Origin of the sequence: Gilliamella sp. Fer1-1 (assembly GCF_001690825.1) — a bacterium.
Classification (GTDB): domain Bacteria; phylum Pseudomonadota; class Gammaproteobacteria; order Enterobacterales; family Orbaceae; genus Gilliamella; species Gilliamella apicola_C.
Genome location: NZ_LZGX01000107.1, coordinates 11,768 through 33,336, shown reverse-complemented (window position 1 = coordinate 33,336; position 21,569 = coordinate 11,768). Strand labels below are relative to the sequence as shown.

Sequence of the window (21,569 nt, the reverse complement as noted above, 5' to 3'; positions counted from 1 at the left end):
AATTAATGTATAATAAAAGATGAAAATATATCTTTTATCTTAACTTCATCAACCTCTTGACATTCGCAATCACTTCCAAATCTAAGTTTTTTAGGCATTATCCTTTTAAAGACATACCCTACTGGTCCTGTACCTGTAGCATAAATAATGGTATTTTCTATCCGATTTAACCCAAACGGCCCTGGTTTCCCTTGTACTATATTTCCCAAAAGTCCAGGCCCAATATAACCTATTCCTGCTGAAACAGCAACTTTCCCAATATTAACACAACGTAAGGATGTCCTCCAATCTCCTGTTATAGCCATATTCATGCCAAATTGTATCCCTAAATTTAGGGTTCCACCTATTAACATCCCATATATTCCATACTCACCTGTTGGGTCAATATAAGTTAATGGATTATTATTTGCATAAACATAGGTGTTAATTCCCCCATTTAAGCCTATTGGATCGCTTTGGATATAACGCCCTATTTTAGGATTATAATCCCTAAAGTAATTATAAGAAAGTTCCGTTTCTTTATCATAATATTGCCCAGGAAAACGTAAATTTAAAGTAATTTGGTTATTAGGATCTAATGCCGCATTACCAAAAGCGTCACTGTGCATTTTCCATGTTTGTTGGCCTTGATTGTTAATGGCCAGCTGTGGCGTACCTAAATGATCCGTAATGAGATAATGGTAAGACGCAGTTTGTAGTGTCTGGTTAGCTGCAGTTAAACTTGCCTGCCACAATGGGCTAGTTCCTGATTTGGTATTAGGCGCCCAACCATAGGCAACCGTCATCTGGCCACGATGGTCTAATTCAGCAATCAGACCTTCATTAGTATAAATAAAATAGGTGATATCACCATTAATGGTTTTACTGATACGACGACCAAAAGGATCATATTGATAAGTCGCCAGTTCAGTTGTTTCATCGTTAACGCTGATAAGGCGCTCTGCTGCATTATAGTGATAGCTTAATTTTTTATCTGCACTCACTTCAGTAGCTAACTGACCATTAGGCGTATAAGTCAAGGTGGTTTGACTAGCGCCTTCGCCCCATTTGATTAGCTGATTAAATTTATTGTATTGCCACTCGCCTAATTGTTGCGCACTACCGATGCGATTACCAATCGCATCGTAGCTATAAGACTCTACAGTGAGTCCATTCTTTTGTAGTTCAATATTAGGTTTAGCAAGGATAAGCTGATCTAATAAGTCATATTGGTAATTGTTTTCCCCGTTTTCTGTTGCGATACGAGTTATATTACCCACCTTATCATAGCTATATTGACGATTTAATAATGTTTTGCGATTCGCCGTTAACCCTATTAGTAAAGGGCGCTGTAATGAATCATACTGCTTAGTTTGCGTTGCATTAGGATAAGTCACTTTAGATGGCATAAACCAGCGATAATCGCTCCAGTAGATCAATTCACCGTTGACTAGCTTTGCTTGTTTTAGTTGGTTTTTATCATATCTATAGGTTACTTTGCTATTATCCGGATAGCTAATGGAAGCTAAATTCCCCTCTTTATCATAAGCGTACTGCAAAGTCTTAGTAATACTATCTGCACCTGTGCCATAAGTAATCGTTTCTTGAGTTACTCGACCAAGTTTATCGCGCTGATAAACAAAGTGGGAATGGGTGTCACCAGTTTGTAGTATATCAATTAATTGATTAGCCTGATTATAGCTATAAGCGACAACCTGACTTGAAGTTGATTGACCTTTTTCAATATAACTTTGTTTTATCAGATTTCCTGCCGCATCGTATTGGTATTGAATACGGTTGCCATTTATTTGTTTTTTCTCGATTAATTGATTTGCTTGGTTATAACTATACTCAATCTCATTCCCCAATGACTTGGTTTCTTTAATAAGATTATTATTTTTGTCATATTCAAATGTGTATTGGTTATCATTTGCGTCGATGACTTGCGTTATATTGCCTAATAAATCTGGAAGATAACGGGTTTCATGACCTAAAGCATTAATCGATTTTACGGTTTGCCCTAAGGCATTATATTCTGTTTGTGAGACCCGATTCGCTGCATCAATAACACTGGTCATTAAACCTGATTGATCATAAATGCGGTGGTTAGTTAATAAGCTATTATCATCTAATTGTTTTTCAATTTTAGTAACTTGTCCTAAGGCATTATAGTTATATGTCTCAGTAAAGGTAGGATAAACAACTTTAGTTAATAAACCCGTTAAATTAGAACCTTTTTCACCATATTCATAAGTTAAGATATTCCCTGCAACATCTACTTTCTGTATGAGTTTATCATTGGTATTATACACTTGTTGAGTGACTAACCCCGTTGGGCTAATGGTTTTGATTAGGCGATATAAGTTATCATACTGATAAATAGTGGTTTGATTGAGCGCATCAACGACTTTTGTTTCATAACCGTTCTGATTAAAGCTGTAGCTATATTGGGTTTTATTACCCAACGCATCGACGACTTTGATTAATCGCCCCATTCCATCGTTCGACAAAGATACACTATGATTGAGTGGATCAATAGATTCTGTAAGATAACCCGCTAAATTGTAGTTAAATTGCCATAGTTGCTGCAGTGGGTTTTTTACTGTTTTTACTTGTCCCTGAATATTATAAGTGTATTGTGATTGATAGCCATTACCATCAGTATATGTTGCTATATTTCCATAGCGGTCAAAAGTTCGCTGTAAATTAATAGTTTTACTGCCGCCATTAATGGTCGCGGAAATTTGTTGTCCATAGGAGTCATAATGAAAGCTTATAACGCGTTGTTCGGGTTTACCTACCGCATATATAATTTTAATAGGATGATTAAAAGCATCGTACTGAAGGCTAATTACATCGCCTTTGGTATTCGTTATTTTTATTGGATTATTGGCTTTATCGTATTCATAAAGCTCTATGGCGCCATTAGGATAAGTGATTTTTATTGGATAGTCGGATTGATTATATTGCGTGGTTATTGTTAATCCACGTTGATTAGTATACTTAGCCGAATGATTAGCTTTATCGCGTTGATAAGATTCAGTAATACTATCATTTACTGTTCTGGTAATAACACGACCTTTGGCATCAAATACGGTAACTGTTTTTTTGCCTACTGGATCATTAACAGTAATGGTATATTGCTTATTAACGCGATTATATTGACTATTAAAAATTGTTATAGCACCAGTTTTGTCGGTAATTTTACCTACTTGGGCTAATTTTGTATCGCGATTATCAGAACCAGTTGTCACAACTGTTTTTTTTGAAATAACCCCTCCGTCTTTACCACTCATCATAGCGGTTATCGGTGCAGGAGTTGATACGGTGTAATCAATTTTAGTTACACCACTATCTGGATCAGTTTTTTGGTTTAGTTGTCCATTTGCATCGTACCCATAATGCCATACATGACCAAGAACATCCGTGACCTTGACCAGTTTATTTCCCGACCATTCATAACTTACAGTTCGCCCTTCACGATCACTAACTTTAATAAGACGTTCTTGATTATCATAAATAAAACTATATACCTGTTCATCAAAATGATCTTTGATAGCAATACGGCGTCCTTCGTTGTCTAAGATAAAACTAACTTTTACATTATTAATATCACCATATTCTAAAACTCGGCCTTTATCATCAAAATTAATCCAATTTCCTTGTTGATCGAACCAATGCCACCCACTATCTGTTTTCTTAATAGATATGTGTTTATAGGTATATAATTGTTCCTTACCAGTACGTTGATACATGGTACCTGCACGATCAATGGTTTTAACACTATCATCTAATGGATCAAGAACAAAACGTAAATTAGCCCAAGCCGGATTTATATACCAACGACCATTAATCCAAGTTCGATTAAGTTTAACTTCGCCACCAAGTACTTTGACCCTTAGGTCAATCGTACTTTCAGTATATTCTGTATTTGGTAATTTAACACTAGCGTCACTTGTACCAGATATTTTTTGTATATCACCATTATAAAGTTGTGCATACGCTATTTTAGATGATGAGGCAATCATTATTGTCATCACCATAAAGATTGCTATATACTTGTTTATATTTTTAATTATCATGTTGCGATCCTTTGTGTTGTTTGACACACTAATTTTCATTTTTTAAATTACCTAGCACCGCTTGCCGTACCGGCACTCGCACAACTAGCTTCTGGAGCACAACCTGGTGCTATTGGCATGGCTAAAGGAGAGCCTAAAGCGCTACCTGAATTAGTACCTGAACCCCAGTCCCAATTAAAATCTGCTAATGAACATTGCCCTACATATTGATAAAAATAACCACCGCTATTACCTTTAGATATGTCGCCATTAGCGCATATACTGTCATGTAGCTCTAAATAAGGCGCTAAATAACAGCTACTAGCCGCATTTTTACTTTTAAATAACATTGTTTCAACCGTTGCTTCTGGTTTAACGCTTTGAGTTTGGTTCGGATCAAGGGCGGTGACTCGATAAGCAATAACTCTTTTTTCCTTAGGCAGGAGACTATTAGGTATTTCTCCAAAAAATTCATACTTAAATTTATTATCAGTTTTCGGTAAATTTAATACCACATTTTTAGCCTCTATCAGACCATAGTTAGTGATAGTGAGCTCACCCACTTTTTCCTCACCAATTTGTAAACCCGCTAAATTAATAGACATAGGTTCTATCAAAACAACAGGTGCTGGTACCAAAGTATTGAAAGTTGCATTTAACTCAATATCATAAACATCTTTAATTGCTGTTTCTGTTGTACCAAATTCAATATTGATGTTTTGGTACTCTAAAAAGATATGTTCATTAATAGTAGTATTAGGGCGAATAACAATGCGACCTGACACATCCGTATGGTTTGGTGCACTCACACGATAGCGATAAACTCCTGTAGGGAGGTTTTCTAATAAGGCGATCCCTTGTTCATTAGAGATAATGCTATATTGTTGAGTAAGCACAGCTTCATTTTGCAACTTAATCGTCGCACCTTTTACGCCTGCAATAGGATTACCTTGTTTATCCAATGTTGCTGTATAGATATCAGCAATATCAAATTGTGCAATACCCAGACCACTTTGTGTCACTGAAATACTGACGGGAATTGATCCTAATATATTGTTATTCTCTGCTATTTTAAGATTAAAACGATAAACACCATCACTTACCTTGTTATTTGGTTGAGCAACAATTTGTAAAGGTAGTTGTTCATCAACAGCAATTGATTCAATTGTTTTATCAGTAGCAATAAATATCCAGTTTGGCGCTGGATTACCACTTTCATCAAGAAGTTCAATTTGAACATTTTCTGCTTTAGCCAATCCTTTATTGCCTAAATGAATATTGGTACTCACCATTGTTCCCTGTTGCACACCCGTTTGAATATAATTTGGAACCGCATAAAGGGTCGGCATTGCTTGTCCTAATTGATAATCAATTTTCAATTTACCTCGTATTAAATCATTTGATTCATCAGCTAAAGCGACAAGATAAATACTTCCTTTTTCGGTTGCTGTATCATCAGCAATGAAATTAATCATGGTCAATTCAGTTTCACCACTATTTATATCAATTGGTTCAGATTTTATTTGTATCCCTTTTGGCAAAATACCATCTGGCTGATTATCTGCAGTTAATACCCAACGTAAATTTTTAGCAGTAATACTCGCTTTAGCTACCATATTTATAGGCATTGCAACGTTACGTGCCGCTTTTAGATGATAATTTTGATAATTAAAGGCGATACGATTAATTTCAAAACTAGCTTGTGAAGTCATAATTAATTCATCAGGATGAATAATGGCTACTTGATATATACCTGCATCGTTTTCTTGAGGCATAAAAGTATAAGAGAAATTTCCTTTATCATCAGTTGCAATGGCAATTTTCCGCTCAAAACCATTAACTTTTAATACTAACTTAACTGGTGCATTAGCAACCACAGTATTATCCTTCCGATAAATCGCCTGTCCTGTAATTGTAATAGGCTGTAGTCCATAGCTAACTTTTGGATTGATATTGGTAACTTTCCCTGTATAAGCTGTCGGCGGTGGTGCAGGAGGTTCCATTTTAACCATTACCTCACGTTCAATTGTAACAACTTTACCACTGGTATTAATCGCTTTAACGGTTAATTTATGTTTACCATTATTTTGTTGTGTTAATGGCCAATGAACTTGATAAGGAGATTTGGTTAATGTTGAAAATAATTGGTCATCAAGGTAAACTTCAACTTTATCAATTCCTAATTCATCTGTTGCAGATATCTGGATATCCATAGGGGCAAAAATCACTTGATTATCTGCTGGTGTTATAATGGTTGCCTTTGGTGTCGGTAGTTTAAAACTAACTGAAACAGGTTTACTGTGTTCACTTATACCAAAATCATTATTAAGTACCGCCGTTAATTGATAATTCCCCTCGGCTTTAAGATCAACAACTTGATAAAAATAACCATTTTTATCAACTGTAACTGGATCATTAACCATTCTCCCATTCAAATATAGCTGCACTTTTCCAGCTTCCTCAGCTTTACCTTGAACCTTTAAATTTGATATTTTAACCGTGGAATTAGAGACTGGTTGAATTAATATTGGCGCTGTAACACCGATAGCTAAAGGCTCTGTATAACCTGATTCATTACCAGCTTTATCAGTTACATTTAAGCGCGCATATAATACTTCATTATCTTTAACTGGCAAATTCGAAATTTGGTAGCTATTTGCATCAATTTGGATATCTTGATCAATGAGAGGTGTATCAAAGCGCTGGTTAGTTGCTATTTGTAAATGTCCAGATTTAACACCACTTAAATTATCATAAGTTGAAAAAATCACTTTCACTGTATCACTATTAATACGATTAAATTGTTTGAGCTTAACCACTGGTTTTATCGTATCAATAGTCACTAAAGTTGAAAGAGGAGACCACATTTCCCATGTTCCACCATTATTAATACTTCCTCTAATACGTGCTCGATAAGATTGACCATTTTGCAAATCATTAACAAATGTAAATTGACCTACATCGCCAACAACTTCTCTATACACTGTATTACCAGATGGATCTTGAATATCAATTTCATAACTATTGAGTGGACTAATTTTTTGCCATGACCAGCTTGGCGCTTGATGGCTATAACGGTTAACAGGTATTGGTGCATCTGACGTTAATCCTGAAATGTCAAAAAAATTATAAGATGCATTTTGATCAACAATATATTTACTAAAATCACTATTTGGTGTAAATAAAATCGCTTGTTCTGGTTTAATAACATTTGCAGTATTACAACCTATTTGTGTATAGTTTGAGGTTGTGCCTTGGATACCTATTGTAGCACTGCTACCTTTGCTACGTTCGCCTATCAAATAACGATATTGATACTTAATTTGATTAGAGTTTTCATAAAGAATAGCCTGAAATGTTCCCATTGGAAGATTACTACCAAAGTAATACTGGTTAGTCCATTGAACAATTAACCTCCTATTAGGTGCCTCACCCTGAGTTTCATACTGAATAGTCCCTGTCGGCTGGCCTAAAACATCGGTTCTTAAATCATCCCAAAACACATACAGTGTATTATTATAAGTAGGAAGACAAGTATTAATGTAGGAGGTAGTTGGGTTAGTAAATTGAATCAAACCATTAGTTGTGACATAAAATTTATCAAAATTGCTACCATAATAGTTAAAGCTAAATCCTATTGGAAAAGGACCTGCAGATTTATCATCACCATATAATCCTGTATTTGTAGCAGCATAACTAGAATGATAAACAAATATAGACAAAACAAAGAAAAGGATTGCATATTTATTTTTTTGTTTTATTGATTGTCTTTTTGAGGGCCTTATATTTAATTTTAAAGATAGGTTTTTCCATCGTTTATAAACTTTCATTTTTTGCTCCATTAGAGTTAGAAATTTTTATTAAATTATAGCGTTAGCCTACAAGGCTTAGACAAACTCTTGCCTGCATTATTAATTAAGTTTGCCTGTTGCTTCACATATTGTTGATAACTAGCTAAACCGCCTTCTAACCAAACAACTTCGCTTGGATCAGGAAACGTTAATTTGCGTTTTAATAATTTGGTGATATGTTCATTAGGGGGGATTAATACATATTGTATAAAGGTATCATTGTTAATAATTTTATTTTTAAAAAAATGTTTTATAGCTAGATGAGATTCTTCTGATAAATTAAAATTTCTAATAGGTTTTTCAGGTAATGTATCAATATCTTGTGGCATTAAACCAATTGTAATGATCTGCCAGTTAATAGTTTTACTGCCTAATAGAAATTCTTCAGGGGTTATTATATTTGATAACTGTAAATTTTGTTCTTTTAGCTTGGACCACGTTCTAATCCCCCCTAATAAAGCAAAAAGATGCTTATAACCTTTTTGCCTTAGCGTATTGATTGTTCGATTAATCGTTTGTTGTTCAAAACCTGTTCCAACTAATACTACTGTTTTATCATAAAGAAAATCCTTTTTTTCTAAATGATTAAGCGGGATAGTTAAAATACCTAATTGATTATCTGAGTTAAATAAGTTCGATCTAACATCTATCCATACTACATCATCTGATAAATTACGCGCCTGTTCAATGGTTAACCAAAACGTCTTATCTAATGATTCTTTATGTTGATTAATAGGCAAATGAGTAAAAAGATCTCTATAATTTTGGATATCTTCTTGACAATTATTAATTTCATTTGCAGAAATCTGACAACAAAAAGACAAAACAGTACAAGAAAATAATAATCTATATAGCAAATTAGAATGAAAAACTGACATTTTTAAAATTCTTTTCAAGTTATTTAAATAAGTTTTAACACAATTAATTTTTATTTATTATTAAGATAGAATATAAATCTGGATATTTGTTATAAAACAAGCGACATAAGCACAACCTATATAAGTATATGTTTTACTTATATAGGTTAAGATTGATAGGGATGATCAAATAATTTTTATAATGGTGTTACATATACTTTGATATTTCCATCCTTAGTAGCAGACATATAGAAATTACCTGTAAATTCATTATTTTTTCCAAGAATACCTGATTTAAACGGAATGAATATATCGGATTTAAAGCTATAATCTCTACTTACTTCTGCTTTACAAACCTTACTTTCCAAATCAAAATTTGCCTTTCCTGGGCAATAACGACTAGTCATTGCAACGCCAGAAAACTTAACCAAATAAGACTTATCCGCTTGGAAATTATAATTTTTAGGTAATAATTCATTCAATGAATATCGAAAACCTTTTATAATTGAGGCCGTGTTGGTTAATGAATTTTCCATATCAAGAGGCACTACGATCACTTTTATCGTTTCTGTTTGTTTGGCTAGTAGATAGATATTTCCTGTGAAGTGACTATCTCCATGAAGGATACCTGACTTAGAAGGGATAAAAATATCTGTCTTAAAAGCATCTTTCTCAAAAGTATAATTCCTATTTAAATCCGTTTTGCATTTTTTAGAATTTTCATCAAAATTATTCTTTCCTGAGCAAATACGAGAAGCTATGTTACCAATAAATTCGATCATATAAGACTTATTGGCTTCAAAATAATAGTTTTCTGGTAATAATTCATTAAGTGAATATTTGGCACCTTTTGTTACTAAAAACGTGTCTACTATTGCTTTTGTTTCGTTTATATCACTCTCATATAAGGTATAACTTCCTGTACTATTAGTATCAAATAAATGAATATAATAAGACCAAGATAAATCATCGTTACGAATTTTGGATTGCCAAATATTTTCTGCAGGTAATACCTTGCCATCAGAACGAATTACCTTATTCATCTTTTGATTGCCGAAACTTGGATCAGCTATTTTTACATAAACTTGCCCTTCCGTTTTTGGAAAAACGAGTTTTGTTTCTTTACCAACTGTAGTGAGTGTGGCATTAAGTGATTGATCTGATAGATCTGTGTTGAATCCTTCGGATTCATATACACGAATTACATCACCATCTAATGCTAAAAAGTCTGTAATATTATCTCTATCGGGTAAATCTACTTTTACATTATGAATCAAAGTATGCGTATTTACTGTTTTTAATAAAGATGTTACTGAGCCACCTAACGTATCAGCATGGGTAAAAGTCGCATCAAACTCCACAAATTTACCATGCAAGCTAGTCATCATATCCCAACGCCCAACTTTAGATGAGTGCCCAGCAATATCACCAAAATCTAATAATAAACTTTTGTTGACCGCATGATCCCCCATATAGCTACCTAAAATATTGAAGTCAATCAATAAATTTTGTTTATTTTCAACAATTTTAGGTTGTGCAGAATCGATGACAGTTTTATAAGAAGTACCATGACCTTCATTCTTAACACGTACACCTAATGTAAAAGGAATAGAGGGTTCAATTTCAGGCGTAAAGGGATCATCCCCATAAACTTCGCTTGGTATAAAATAATCTAATGTTAATAACGGCTGAGGTTTAATTACAACATAATCAGGTGGAACTTCTACGCTTACTTCTTGTCCATTCAATGTATAAGTAACTTTAGCTCCAATATAATATAATGTATCATCAGATTGCGCCGCACCATATGCAGGAACAATTAACCAATGAGCTTCAGCTTTAGTCTTTGCTTTTATCTCACCATCACCATTAATACTATTAATGCCAGATAATGAGTTAATGCGATAAAAAAACTTTGCATCGTTATCATTAGCATTTTGAGTTGTCGCTACTTGTTGATTATTTCTATCAGTAAAGAGCAATTCTATACGTATATTTTTTAGTATCGAATCCTCTAGGCCATTATTAATTATCATTCGAGCATCAAATGCTTGCCGTTCAAATGATAATTTTTGTTCTATAACTATTTTTACTTCTGCACATATCGCATCTTGCGCAAATACTAACTTGCTAGAAGTAACGCTACAGAAGAAAAAAAGTATCCATATAAAGTACCAATAATATTTTTGTCTGCATTTTAAAAGTATGTTCATTTATAATTGACCTTTTATAATATTTTTATTCTGAATGAATCCATTTATAAGCGAATAAAATAACTTTTCCTATTTTTTATAGATTGATCTTTGGGAATCGTTTAATAAAGCTCAAGGCTTTATTTTTTATATCTATAAGCAATTAGTGTAGATAATTAAGTAAATTAATAAACTATTACTACTAATTAACTACTGTCTAATTCTGAATCCAAATACATTGCTAGTTCACAATTTGTTATCCCTATTATCAAATGCCAATGTTTTTTTCATTAATATAAAATTAATCATTAAGCATATAGATAATCAAGAAAGATAATCTTATTTTGGTATGAAAAATAACAATTATAATAATTAATAAGAAATGAAATTTGTAATAAGTTCTCTTGTTAGTATTTAGATGAAACATTCTTTATTTGCTTTTAAACAAAAGAATTTATAATTTTTAATGTATTATCTTTTGACACTAAAACTAATTTAGATCTAAAAAACTAAATTCAGCTTACTTCATATCGATTTAGAGGGATTTGCTTATAATAGTGAAATAATGCAACAACGCTAGTAATGTCAGAATTGGCGTAATGTCGTTTGTCAATAAAGGCATTCCAGATAATTGCACTGTTTATACACAAAAAAAACAAATACAATTACCCAGAGCAGTTAATTATTACAGCGGTTTTTCTGGCCAATTGGTGTCTGGCGCCGTATCAACATCAATGCGATTGAGTAATGCTCGGTATTTTTTCCAATCCGCGTATAACGCCTTTTCTTCATCAGTTGCAATATCAGTATCAATTGCATCTTGTAGATAATCAATTTGCGTAGTAGCTTCGCTTAATAACTTTTTTTTCTGTGCTATTGCAACATTTACATGGTGCTGATGCTGTTTATTTTCATCTAATATCCATGCTTCACCGTTCCAAGAATCAAACTCAGAATTTGGTTTTAACAGTGTGTAATCTGTAGGAATGTCGCCAATTTCTGTTACTGTTGATTCTACGCCTGTTGTAGTTGAGTAGATTTTTTTGCCTCGGTAATCATTAAGGTAAACCCATTTGTTGTCTTGACGAACAATCGCTTTATCTTCTTTCACCGATTTCGGTGCATCAATGCATGAGTTAGCCGGCACACCGACGCCAACTTGTAAATACTGATAACTTGCATTTTTGAACTCCCCAGTTAGCACGTCAAAATTGTAAATAACTGCATAACCTGCTTTCTCTGTTAATCCGTTTTTATCTAAAACTGCAATTTCTGGTTGTAATTGATATTTCATTGTAAATCCTCTTATTTGTTATTCAGCTTTAACTATGTACATAAATGCGATGTTTCTAGGTCTGTTTTCATTAGCAGTCGGTACAACTTGCGATGCATCAAAAAAAACACCTCCAGCACTGCTAATATCGACGTGCATAGGGGTATGACCAGCATCTTTTTCAAAATATCTAAACGCTCCATTTGCTATAGGCTCTGATGAAAACGTCTCAGAAATCGGTGATATTTCACCATGAATATTGCGAATGGCATCACCCTGCCAGCTCAAGATTTGCCTGCCTGGGTCAATACCACGGGCATTATCCCATCCACGTATAAACTCACCCCGCAAGTCTGGCAGCCGACCCCACGGGAAAACAGATGCTAGTCTAGGAAACTGATTTACATCAAATGACGCGCCATTGCATTCAAACCAGCCGGCTGGCGGACGATCTTGTGGCCACGGTAGCGGGATACCGACAGGCAAAAAGCTATTAACGTTTGCTGTTGTAATTGCTTCGTACCAGTTTTTTTTGCCTTCTTTAGTATCGCAACGATAGTAAACTCTCGGTATTTTACTGTTAACTACTGATAATTGTTCAATTTTCCACGTTGCGCTACTGCTCGGATATGCTAATAATGTTGCAGTGCTATTACCCGATAGTTGTAAATCGGGAAAATCTACCGTTCTACATTGATAAAAACCCCCGTCAAGATGTGCGTCAAAATTATTAGCAATAGCACCGACGGATGAGCCAATACCGTAATCACCCGTTTTTAACACCGATTTATTGTTAATTGTTACATCATCAACATTTTCAAAACGCCAAGTGTTGCTGCTACTAACGTACCGTAATTTGTTTGTCCATTTATCTAACTCAGCATTATAGAACGCATATATAAAACTATCTCCCGAAGGTCGCATCACAAGTTCATTGCTATTTTCGTGCAGAAATTTCATACCATAAGATGTTGGAGAAAAACGCAACTGACCGGTTATTTCGTCACCAGATTTTTTTACCGCACCCGCCGCTAAATCGTTAACTTTTTTCACAGCTAAGCTCGTCGCAGCTTCTGTTTCTGATGTGCTGTTAGTTGCTGAACTAAGTCGTACTTTACCTTTTCTGACAAATTCTTTAATAGCGCTGGCGAGTTGGTCATGCTTAGATTTATCAAGTTTAATGCCTGCGGATTCAATCGCATTAGCAATTTCTTCTTGAATGGCATCGCAATACAAATAGTCTAGCTGAGTGGCTGGTGTACCCGTTTGTGGGTTACCTCGGGTAAAACCATTTTTTCCTTGCCCGAACTTATCTTTTTGGGCAGTGGCTGTATCAATTCTATGCATTTGTTACTCCGTATTTAAAAATTACATAAGTGTGTGATGGGCATAATTTATCAATTATGCATTCGATTTGCTTATCGCCCCACATTCTCAAAGGTGAATCGCATCCGTCATTACAAGTCATGTCTGTGATTTGATAATTGTGAGGTATGTTTACAATCCAATAGAAACGCCACTCCTCATCATATAGATAATCGTCACATGTTGATTCACAAGTAAATATATCATTGTTATAGTTTGTAATCGTGGCATCTGTATAACCGTTGGCTTTTAGAACTTGTAGAAAAAAATCTTTACTAATACCACCAACCAAATTTATTTTTGAATCCAAACGGTTGCGCCGTGTTGTTAGCGTTTGAAACTCAGATGGATAACAGCTATCGGGTAATCCGCAAATTTGCTCATATCTATCTATCAGCTCTGCCGTCGTCTTGGGGTTAATCTCTTGCATTAAATCATCTAATCTAGCGTGAGTGTTTGATAATGTTAATGCCAGTGATAGCAGTATTGGCTCTGATTTATTCCACGCAGGGCCATAGGGCAATAAGTGCCCTACCATATTTCGGTATTGTTTGTCTAAATCCATTCAATCCCTCCAAAAGCAGCCACTTGATTTTTTTCTATAAAAATATCTTTGTCGGGGTAAACTAAGTCATGGGCATATTCACCAAATGATGCGCTTATCACTTCGCTAATACGTGACCTAAATAACGTTGTTTGTGGATTGCCTTCTCTTAATAAAAATGACTTCAATTCGGCTTCTATTTGATAGCGAATTTCTGGATTATCAGGGGTGACCATAATTTTAAAATTAATGGGTTTGAGTGTAGGCGAAAAAACAAGTAGCATGGCGCCAGCAACCGGTGCGAGAGGTTCAATATGTTTCTTTATATTTTCAATGGTTGTACTATCTAAAATTGGGTTAACCGGATCGCTATTTGCCACCATTACGCCAACGCTACCCGCCCCCGCCCAATGGCGGTAACACCAAGCTCGTGTAACACCATGAACCTCTTTTGCCCACTGTACATAATCTTGATCGGCTCCGCTTTGAGGCGTGTAATACCACCTGTCGATAACTCGTTTTCTAAATGCCTCTAAATCTTCAATATCGGCACCTGATTCTATTGAATCGGCAAAACATGTTGATGATAGACCTGTAACAGGGGTAATCAGTGACATTTTAGTGCCATCATCACAATTGCCTTTTTTGCCTACCTCATCACAAATAACAGGCACTCTTAAAACGTTATTTGTAGATGTTATTGTTTCAGTAACTGTATACAGGCTCTGATCTATCTGGCGCCTGATTTTTTGACCTTTTGTGATAGTTATTCCATCAGATATTTCATCAAATCGAACATAGCCAGCTGCTGGAATTGGCTGTTTTCTATAGCAGCGTTTCATATTGCCATGCCGAATTAACCAATTTTCGTCAGCCTGATCGGGTAAAATATTTTTAGCCATATTTTCAATATAGCCTAATAACATATGTGTAGCCCCTGCGATAACTCGCCCATAGACTTCAGGATCGTTGCGCCGCAGTGAAATTAATTCATCATCAACAGCTAGTCGAGCATATAAATCATTGCGTATCGTTGTGATTAAATCGGGTAAGGTTGGTCTTGAAAATCCACTAGACATTAATATCACTCCATAAATTGTCAAACCTAAATTCTTCATTGCTGCCATCTTTTTTGTAAATATTGATAGTAGCAACTAAAACGGTTAAATCGGTTCGCTTTACTGAAACATCAATACGTGATGCCAGCCCGTCATCAATCATCCATTGCACCGCCTCTTTTATATAAATTTTTGCAAAATTGGCAGTTTGATTGGTTAATTTTGAGCGAGCCAATAAATAAAGGCGTGACCCAATTTTGTCATTTGCTATACTAGGGTATGAATCGCCCCACCAACCAAAGGGGTGTTTTGAATCATCACTGGTGTTTTTGCGTCGCCATGTGTATAGCGAAATGATTAAGGCTCGGTACAGTGGTTTTGTATGTGATGACATTGACATCAGTTTGTCATTAATGTTTATAAACATGTTACTAACTCACAGAATAAGGAATAAAAAATGAAAAAATTATTTTTGTTAGCTTTAGTTTTATTAGCAAGTTCAGCAAGTACGGAGTAAAAAGAACTGCCATAAACCGCTAAACAGTTTGATAAAGGCATAAAAAAATACTTCAAAACATTTCCACAGTGCGCAGAAATAAAAATAGATGAGTTGCGTTTATTCAATGATGGTGCAAATGGTTATCAAGAATTTCAATTAGGTAATATCACGTTTGCCGTCATGTTAAACATTGACGAAAAAGATAAGCTCACTAATATTCAAATAATATCATCTGGTAATACTAAAAATGAGCAAGCACGACAAGGTATGTTATGCTCAACTTATGCGGTAATGAGGATGTTACAACCTAAACTAGCATCTAAAAACGACGCATTAAAACAGGCGGGTCACCTGTGAGTGCTAGCAAAAGGTGCCCTGTTTGAAATGGCGTATTATTTTGACAAAATAAAGGCGCAATTTGCCCTATTTGAATTAAACGTTTATACAAGCTATCCCATTTTTTGATTTGGGTTGTGTGTTACGGTACTTGTTTCATTATGTGTATGTCCATTATAAATGGTTCTGATGTTTGAAATAGTGCTGGTTTTATCTGCTATTTCTCCAGATGATTTGAATAATGGCGTATTAAATTGTGCTTTTGATGATGCGCTAACAACTAAATTTTTAGTATTCAGTTCAATTGCATCATCAGCGTTAACAATAAATTTTTTAGTTTTTACGTTAATCTCGTTATTACGATTAAAAATAATAGCGTCACCCTCGTCTGTGTAAATGGCAACCTCGCCTTTTTTGAGCGATGTAATACGATAACGTCGGTCACCTGTGGTTAAAATCACACCATGCGATTTATCACCATCTAAGAATAATGCAACAGCTTCTGCGCCATCTAATGGCCTTGATGTGAACCCATACGGCTCGATATGCTCAATATCACTTTTTTGTTCACCGCCCGACATTTTGATTTGTAGCGTTTGGCATTTGCTGTTGCTATCACTAAATGTTATATAGCCACGAGAAACTAGGTTCATTATTTTATTTAAAACTTTACGCATTAGAATACCTCACCATCTGGTTACTTACCTTTTTTCTTCTTGTCAGGCAAATAGGCTTCAACTGGACCTATTTTTAATTCGCATAACGTTCCACGACTGCTTAAGCTATATTTAACTTCAGCAATAACCAGTTTTTCATTATCGTAACCCAGCAGCGGATCATTAACGACAACCATTTGATTGGGTTTCCATAACGTTCCGTCCCCCTGACGCCAACCTTGTACGGTGTAAGTGACTTCTCTGGTTTTGCTTGCTCTCAGCACTTTTTCCATTTCACAGCGTTCTTGGCAAGTACCGTTATTCGAGTCGCCAGACTGCTTTATGATTAATGGACGATAACGAACAATTTCCTCATCTTTAGATGTGGCGCTAACGGATGCTAGCGTTGCTTCACCAAAGTTTTCATCATCACCGATGCTTTGCCCTGAGACAAAATAATCGGAATATCGATCCTCGATACTATTTCCAGTATCCGCCGACAAAATATTAGCTCCTAAAACCAAGGCTGTTTTTGCCTCATCGAAACCGATATCACCAATCACTACTTGCCCTTGCTCGTCATCAAATACAATAATTTGTTGCATACCCATTATTTTACTAATGACATCAAAAACAGTGTCCCCTTGATCCGCTTGAATGCTAATAGCACCAACATCATTACCTTGGTTGATAACGTTTAGCTTAAACGGTTTAACTAAATCTTGAATAACTTGAATAGTGGAACTACCGCTATATTGTTTGGGTACTGCACTACAATCAATACAATCTGCGGTTTTACTTCTGCCAACAATACCCATTGATAGTGATCCCGCATCATATCGAATCGGCAATGCTTCAACGTACCCCGTTAAAACCACGTCATCATCAATATACACTTCAACTAAATCACCATTTTTAACATCAATTTTTGCTTCTGAAGCATCGCCTGATGATGGCCATTGTCGAGTAATAGTGACATTAAAATCACGGGCTAGTCGTTCAATACCCGCCGAAATACTTACATCAGTCCAACCGCCAAAGTATTTGTGATTAATTTTTAACAACACTTTATTATCGCTCATGGTTTGGGTACTCTCAGTTCTTTAACGGGCACAAAACCAGGATGAAGGACGTTGTTGCGAATTGATATATCATCATAACGTGTCGCATTGTTATAGAGATAGTGCGCTAAAACTAAATCGGGCAATACGTCATTAGGCATATAAACAATGGTTTTTTCTATTTTGATTAAGCGTGCATTGATATCTTGGTTAACTGCAGCTTTTAATTTTACTAGTGCAATGTACAAACCATCATGCTCGGTTCTTGACAGTTCTTTATCAAACGATTCATTAATAGCATCTTTGATATCCAGCAAATCATCAAATGAAATGGTATTACTTTTTTCAGATGTTGATTCTGATCTGCTTGTTATATTAGCCGTTGAACGACTAGTGGGTAATAGCTGTCCTTGAGCAAAAGAATTTTCTTTTTTACCTTTCATAGATTCTAAGGCTACTGGTACAAATGCTCGTTTTTTCTTATCTGCAACTTGCTTTGGCAATGACGCAATTATTCGTGAGGCTTCGGTTAGTGCGGTTACGCGAATCGCGGTATTGATTAGATTTTGATTTTTCTTTCTTTTTTGGGTCGATTTGCTATCTGTTGACCAAATGGCGCTAGGCAAAACGCTTTTTATAAATAATACGCCGTTAAACACCTTTACTCTGGCTACCAAATCATTTACAGAATTGGAAAATGTTGTTGCGCTTTGCCAAACATTTTTGATTGAATTAATAATGGATGAACCCCTAGCACCAAGAATGGGTGATAAATCACCATTTAGGATTTTAATCACATCATTAACATAGGGAGTTATCGCATTATAAGCATCAGCTATGTCATTTAAAATTGACACGGTTTCATCAAGAATATTACTCAAGACAAAATCGGGCGCGTCGATTAAATCAAAATCTTCAAATGCATCTAGTAGTGCTTGATCTACATTATCTGCATTTTCATCAACTACATCATCTGTTGCGATAGATGAATCGGGGAAGATTAATTCCCCCGCCTCAACAAAAGAGAATGAAATAACACTCATTCGACCGTTTTCAACCGAGTTACTAACGGTTGCCGTGCCGGTAATGTTAACATTCAATTCACCAAATATGGGGTGCATGAGTGTACCTGCACCTTCTTTCTCGATGGCTTCTACCAGTTTTTCAGCTTGTTCTTTGTGGTCGTCACCAATAACAAACGCATCAATTTTATTTTTACGCGCAGAACGACCTAGATCTTCCGTATAAGGAACATCTCGGAACGGATATTCATGGGTTTCATTACGCCGACCAAATTCAGCTGATGTGCCACTCACTTGAAATGGCACTCCTCGAAAACTTGCTGGTAATAAATCATTTAGCCAATTCATGAAGTTCATCAATAGACTCCTAATGCATATGGATTCCAACCCACATCGGCTTTAGTATCAAAACCCGATGCCTGTTTAGTTTGTTTTACGATAGTCCCTTGCGGGGCATTTTCAAACTTCACAACCAATTCACCATTACTATTTCGATTTGCATTATTATTTGAAAAGTTATTAATTGGCATTTGAGGCGTTTGATAATTGGAGCATGTAACCATTGGTTTGGTCATTTCTTTCGGTAAACTCGCTGTATCAGCCGTAACTTTTACTTTCTTTTCATTGTCACCGAAAAGAAAGTCCCAAGCATCTAGTAGCGGTTGGATGCCAGACTTAACGTTATCCCATAGGTTTTTAAAGAAATTCTGAACACTTTCCCATACCGTTGGTATAACTTCACCCGCATTTTTAAAGGGTTCAATGAATATATCAAAAATCAGCATTACATATGGCTCAATAGACGCCCACAATCCGCTAAAAAACTCATTTACCCTCTGCCAGCCATTTATGATGCTTTCACCACCTGCTTTAAATTCTGCTATAAAATAATCAATAATAGGCATAACGTAAGGTTTTATCACCCCCCATAGCCATTGAAAGAACTTAACTATATCATCCCAGTATGTGATGATTAATGTTGCAGCAATAGCTATACCTGTCATGATTAGCCCAATTGGATTCATGGCCATGACCGTGAAAAGCGCAATTGAAGTAACTCGAACAATTTTAAATGCATTGGATAATGCTATCTGTGCGAAAGCAAATAATTTCGTCGCTAAAGTAATGCTTTTTAAAACGCCTGTATGAGCCAATGTCACTATTCTAAGTGCTATTGAGGAATTTCGAACCGTTTTAAATGCATTAGATAATGCTACCTGCGCGAAAGTAAATAATTTTGTCGCTAAAGTAATGCTTTTTAAAACGCCTGTATGAGCCAATGTCACTATTCTAAGTGCTATTGAGGAATTTCGAACCTTTTTAAATGCATTAGATAATGCTATCTTCGAGAAAGTAAATAATTTTGTCGCTAAAGTAATGCTTTTTAAAACACCTGTATGAGCCAATGTCACTATTTTAAGTGCTATTGAGGAATTTCGAACCTTTTTAAATGCATTAGATAATTTTAATTGAATAGCCGCATGAGACTTTGTTACCCATTTATTAGCTTTAAGTACACCGTTGTAAATATCGATCCCGGTTGTTAGCACACCAACAATAGTATTCACACCTGCACATGCAACACGAAGACCAATTAACCCCACAATCGCCATCGCAGCCATTTTCACGAGTTCAGGATTTTCTTGAATAAAATGCCCAAATGAAACGATTAACGGTTGCATTTGGTTTAATAGTTCGATAAATGTTGGTAATAATGCCTCACCAATTGATAAACTGATATTATTAAGACCATTATTAAAAATTTGTAATTTTTGGGCTACGTTATTTAATCTTAATTCATACTGTTCCTGCATCAAACCAGCGTATTGCGATGCATCCTCAACACGCTTAAAATTAGTTTTTAATAGTTCCAGATTATCAACTAATGGTGAAATTGCAGCAATACTTTCTTTACCAAACAAATCTGCTAGTAATGCAGATTGCCTATCTTTTGGTACTTTACCTAGCGATTCAAGTACTGATGTAATCGCTCCTTCGGCATCTTTCTGCATGATGTTAGCTATTTCAGTTGATGTGAAGCCTAACTGTTGTAATGCCTCTTGTTGTTTCTCAGTCGCAGCCTCACCTGATGCCAGCATCGACATAAAGTTTTTTATACCCGTAGCTGCTTGATCTGTATTTGTACCAACGGAAATAATTGTTGAACTTAATGCAACTAACTTGTCAGCACTGCTACCAGAAATATTATCCAGCGAACCAATTTCTGTAACTACATTTGTAACTACATCTGAAATATCTTTAACTTTTGCATTTTGCGGATTGCTCAACAATTTAATTTTATCAGATAATTCAACAACCTCATTTTGAGTTAGCTTTAAAGCTGTTCGCCATGTTGCCATTGTGCTACTCGCTTCTTCCGCAGAGCTATCAAATGCTATACCCATTTTTACAGCATCTTCGGCAAATTGCTTTAAATCTTCTTTTGGGATACCTGCTTGTCCGCCTGCTGCAACAATTGCGCCGATATCTTTAGCTGCCATTGGTAACGTTAGTGACATTTCACGAATATCTTGCCCCATTTGTTTGAATTGCTCAGGCGTATCAAAGTCAACAACCTTTTTGATGTCAGCCATAACTTCTTCATACGCTATTGCATCTTTCACACCTTTAACAAACGGCGCAGAAATATTAAGGCCAGTTACAGCACCTTTTAGATCAAATTGGGCAAACTTTGAGTTTTGCACACTTTTTTGAAATTTTTCAAGTTTGCCTTTTATATTATTTAATTTTGGCGGTAGCTTATCGATATATTCCTTTGCAGCTTTTAAATTAAAGCTAGTCATAATGTTGATTC

The 21,569-nt window shown here is 35.4% G+C and carries 14 protein-coding genes; 1 reads left to right on the top strand and 13 read right to left on the bottom strand.

Annotated elements, in window-relative coordinates; translation table 11 throughout:
* Nucleotides 1-2: 2 nt before the first annotated feature.
* The 9 genes from A9G28_RS11635 to A9G28_RS11595 all read right to left on the bottom strand — a co-directional run bounded on the left by A9G28_RS11635 (nt 3) and on the right by A9G28_RS11595 (nt 15,574).
* Nucleotides 3-4,061: an RHS repeat-associated core domain-containing protein gene (locus A9G28_RS11635; protein WP_065580770.1), complete on the bottom strand. Its 4,059-nt coding sequence runs from the start codon at nt 4,059-4,061 to the stop codon at nt 3-5.
* A 47-nt stretch (nt 4,062-4,108) separates the two neighbouring features.
* The gene (locus tag A9G28_RS11630; protein ID WP_065580769.1) at nt 4,109-7,870 is read right to left on the bottom strand and encodes an Ig-like domain-containing protein; all 3,762 of its coding nucleotides are present in this window, start codon (nt 7,868-7,870) and stop codon (nt 4,109-4,111) included.
* Between the two features lie 35 nt (nt 7,871-7,905).
* Nucleotides 7,906-8,769: a rhodanese-like domain-containing protein gene (locus A9G28_RS11625; RefSeq protein WP_065580768.1), complete on the bottom strand. Its 864-nt coding sequence runs from the start codon at nt 8,767-8,769 to the stop codon at nt 7,906-7,908.
* Nucleotides 8,770-8,945: 176 nt separating this feature from the next.
* On the bottom strand, nt 8,946-10,961 hold the full coding sequence (locus A9G28_RS11620; protein ID WP_065580767.1) for a hypothetical protein: 2,016 nt from the start codon (nt 10,959-10,961) through the stop codon (nt 8,946-8,948).
* Between the two features lie 664 nt (nt 10,962-11,625).
* A complete protein-coding gene (locus tag A9G28_RS11615; RefSeq protein WP_065580766.1) occupies nt 11,626-12,234 on the bottom strand; it encodes a tail fiber assembly protein in 609 nt (202 codons plus the stop codon).
* Nucleotides 12,235-12,252: 18 nt separating this feature from the next.
* On the bottom strand, nt 12,253-13,560 hold the full coding sequence (locus A9G28_RS13195) for a phage tail protein (protein ID WP_081301584.1): 1,308 nt from the start codon (nt 13,558-13,560) through the stop codon (nt 12,253-12,255).
* On the bottom strand, nt 13,553-14,143 hold the full coding sequence (locus tag A9G28_RS11605) for a YmfQ family protein (protein ID WP_065580765.1): 591 nt from the start codon (nt 14,141-14,143) through the stop codon (nt 13,553-13,555). The genes A9G28_RS13195 and A9G28_RS11605 overlap by 8 nt, the downstream gene beginning before the upstream one ends.
* Nucleotides 14,134-15,201 (bottom strand): baseplate J/gp47 family protein, encoded by a 1,068-nt coding sequence (locus A9G28_RS11600; RefSeq protein WP_065580764.1) that lies wholly within the window; start codon nt 15,199-15,201, stop codon nt 14,134-14,136. Before A9G28_RS11600 ends, A9G28_RS11605 begins: the two co-directional genes overlap by 10 nt.
* On the bottom strand, nt 15,194-15,574 hold the full coding sequence (locus A9G28_RS11595) for a phage GP46 family protein (protein ID WP_218057383.1): 381 nt from the start codon (nt 15,572-15,574) through the stop codon (nt 15,194-15,196). The genes A9G28_RS11600 and A9G28_RS11595 overlap by 8 nt, the downstream gene beginning before the upstream one ends.
* 216 nt (nt 15,575-15,790) lie before the next feature.
* Here A9G28_RS11595 and A9G28_RS11590 point away from each other — a divergent pair, with 216 nt between their 5' ends.
* On the top strand, nt 15,791-16,036 hold the full coding sequence (locus A9G28_RS11590; protein WP_065580762.1) for a hypothetical protein: 246 nt from the start codon (nt 15,791-15,793) through the stop codon (nt 16,034-16,036).
* A 92-nt stretch (nt 16,037-16,128) separates the two neighbouring features.
* On the opposite strand, the gene A9G28_RS11585 is transcribed toward A9G28_RS11590, so the two are convergent.
* The 4 genes from A9G28_RS11585 to A9G28_RS11570 are packed head-to-tail and all read right to left on the bottom strand — an operon-like array spanning nt 16,129 to nt 21,558.
* Nucleotides 16,129-16,692 (bottom strand): phage baseplate assembly protein V, encoded by a 564-nt coding sequence (locus tag A9G28_RS11585; RefSeq protein ID WP_065580761.1) that lies wholly within the window; start codon nt 16,690-16,692, stop codon nt 16,129-16,131.
* Nucleotides 16,693-16,712: 20 nt separating this feature from the next.
* Complete coding sequence (locus A9G28_RS11580; RefSeq protein WP_065568045.1) at nt 16,713-17,753, bottom strand: phage baseplate assembly protein; 1,041 nt, start codon at nt 17,751-17,753, stop codon at nt 16,713-16,715.
* The gene (locus tag A9G28_RS11575; protein ID WP_065580760.1) at nt 17,750-19,111 is read right to left on the bottom strand and encodes a DNA circularization protein; all 1,362 of its coding nucleotides are present in this window, start codon (nt 19,109-19,111) and stop codon (nt 17,750-17,752) included. The genes A9G28_RS11580 and A9G28_RS11575 overlap by 4 nt, the downstream gene beginning before the upstream one ends.
* Entirely contained in the window at nt 19,111-21,558 is a 2,448-nt protein-coding gene (locus A9G28_RS11570) for a phage tail tape measure protein (protein ID WP_065580759.1), read from the bottom strand. Before A9G28_RS11570 ends, A9G28_RS11575 begins: the two co-directional genes overlap by 1 nt.
* Nucleotides 21,559-21,569: the final 11 nt, after the last annotated feature.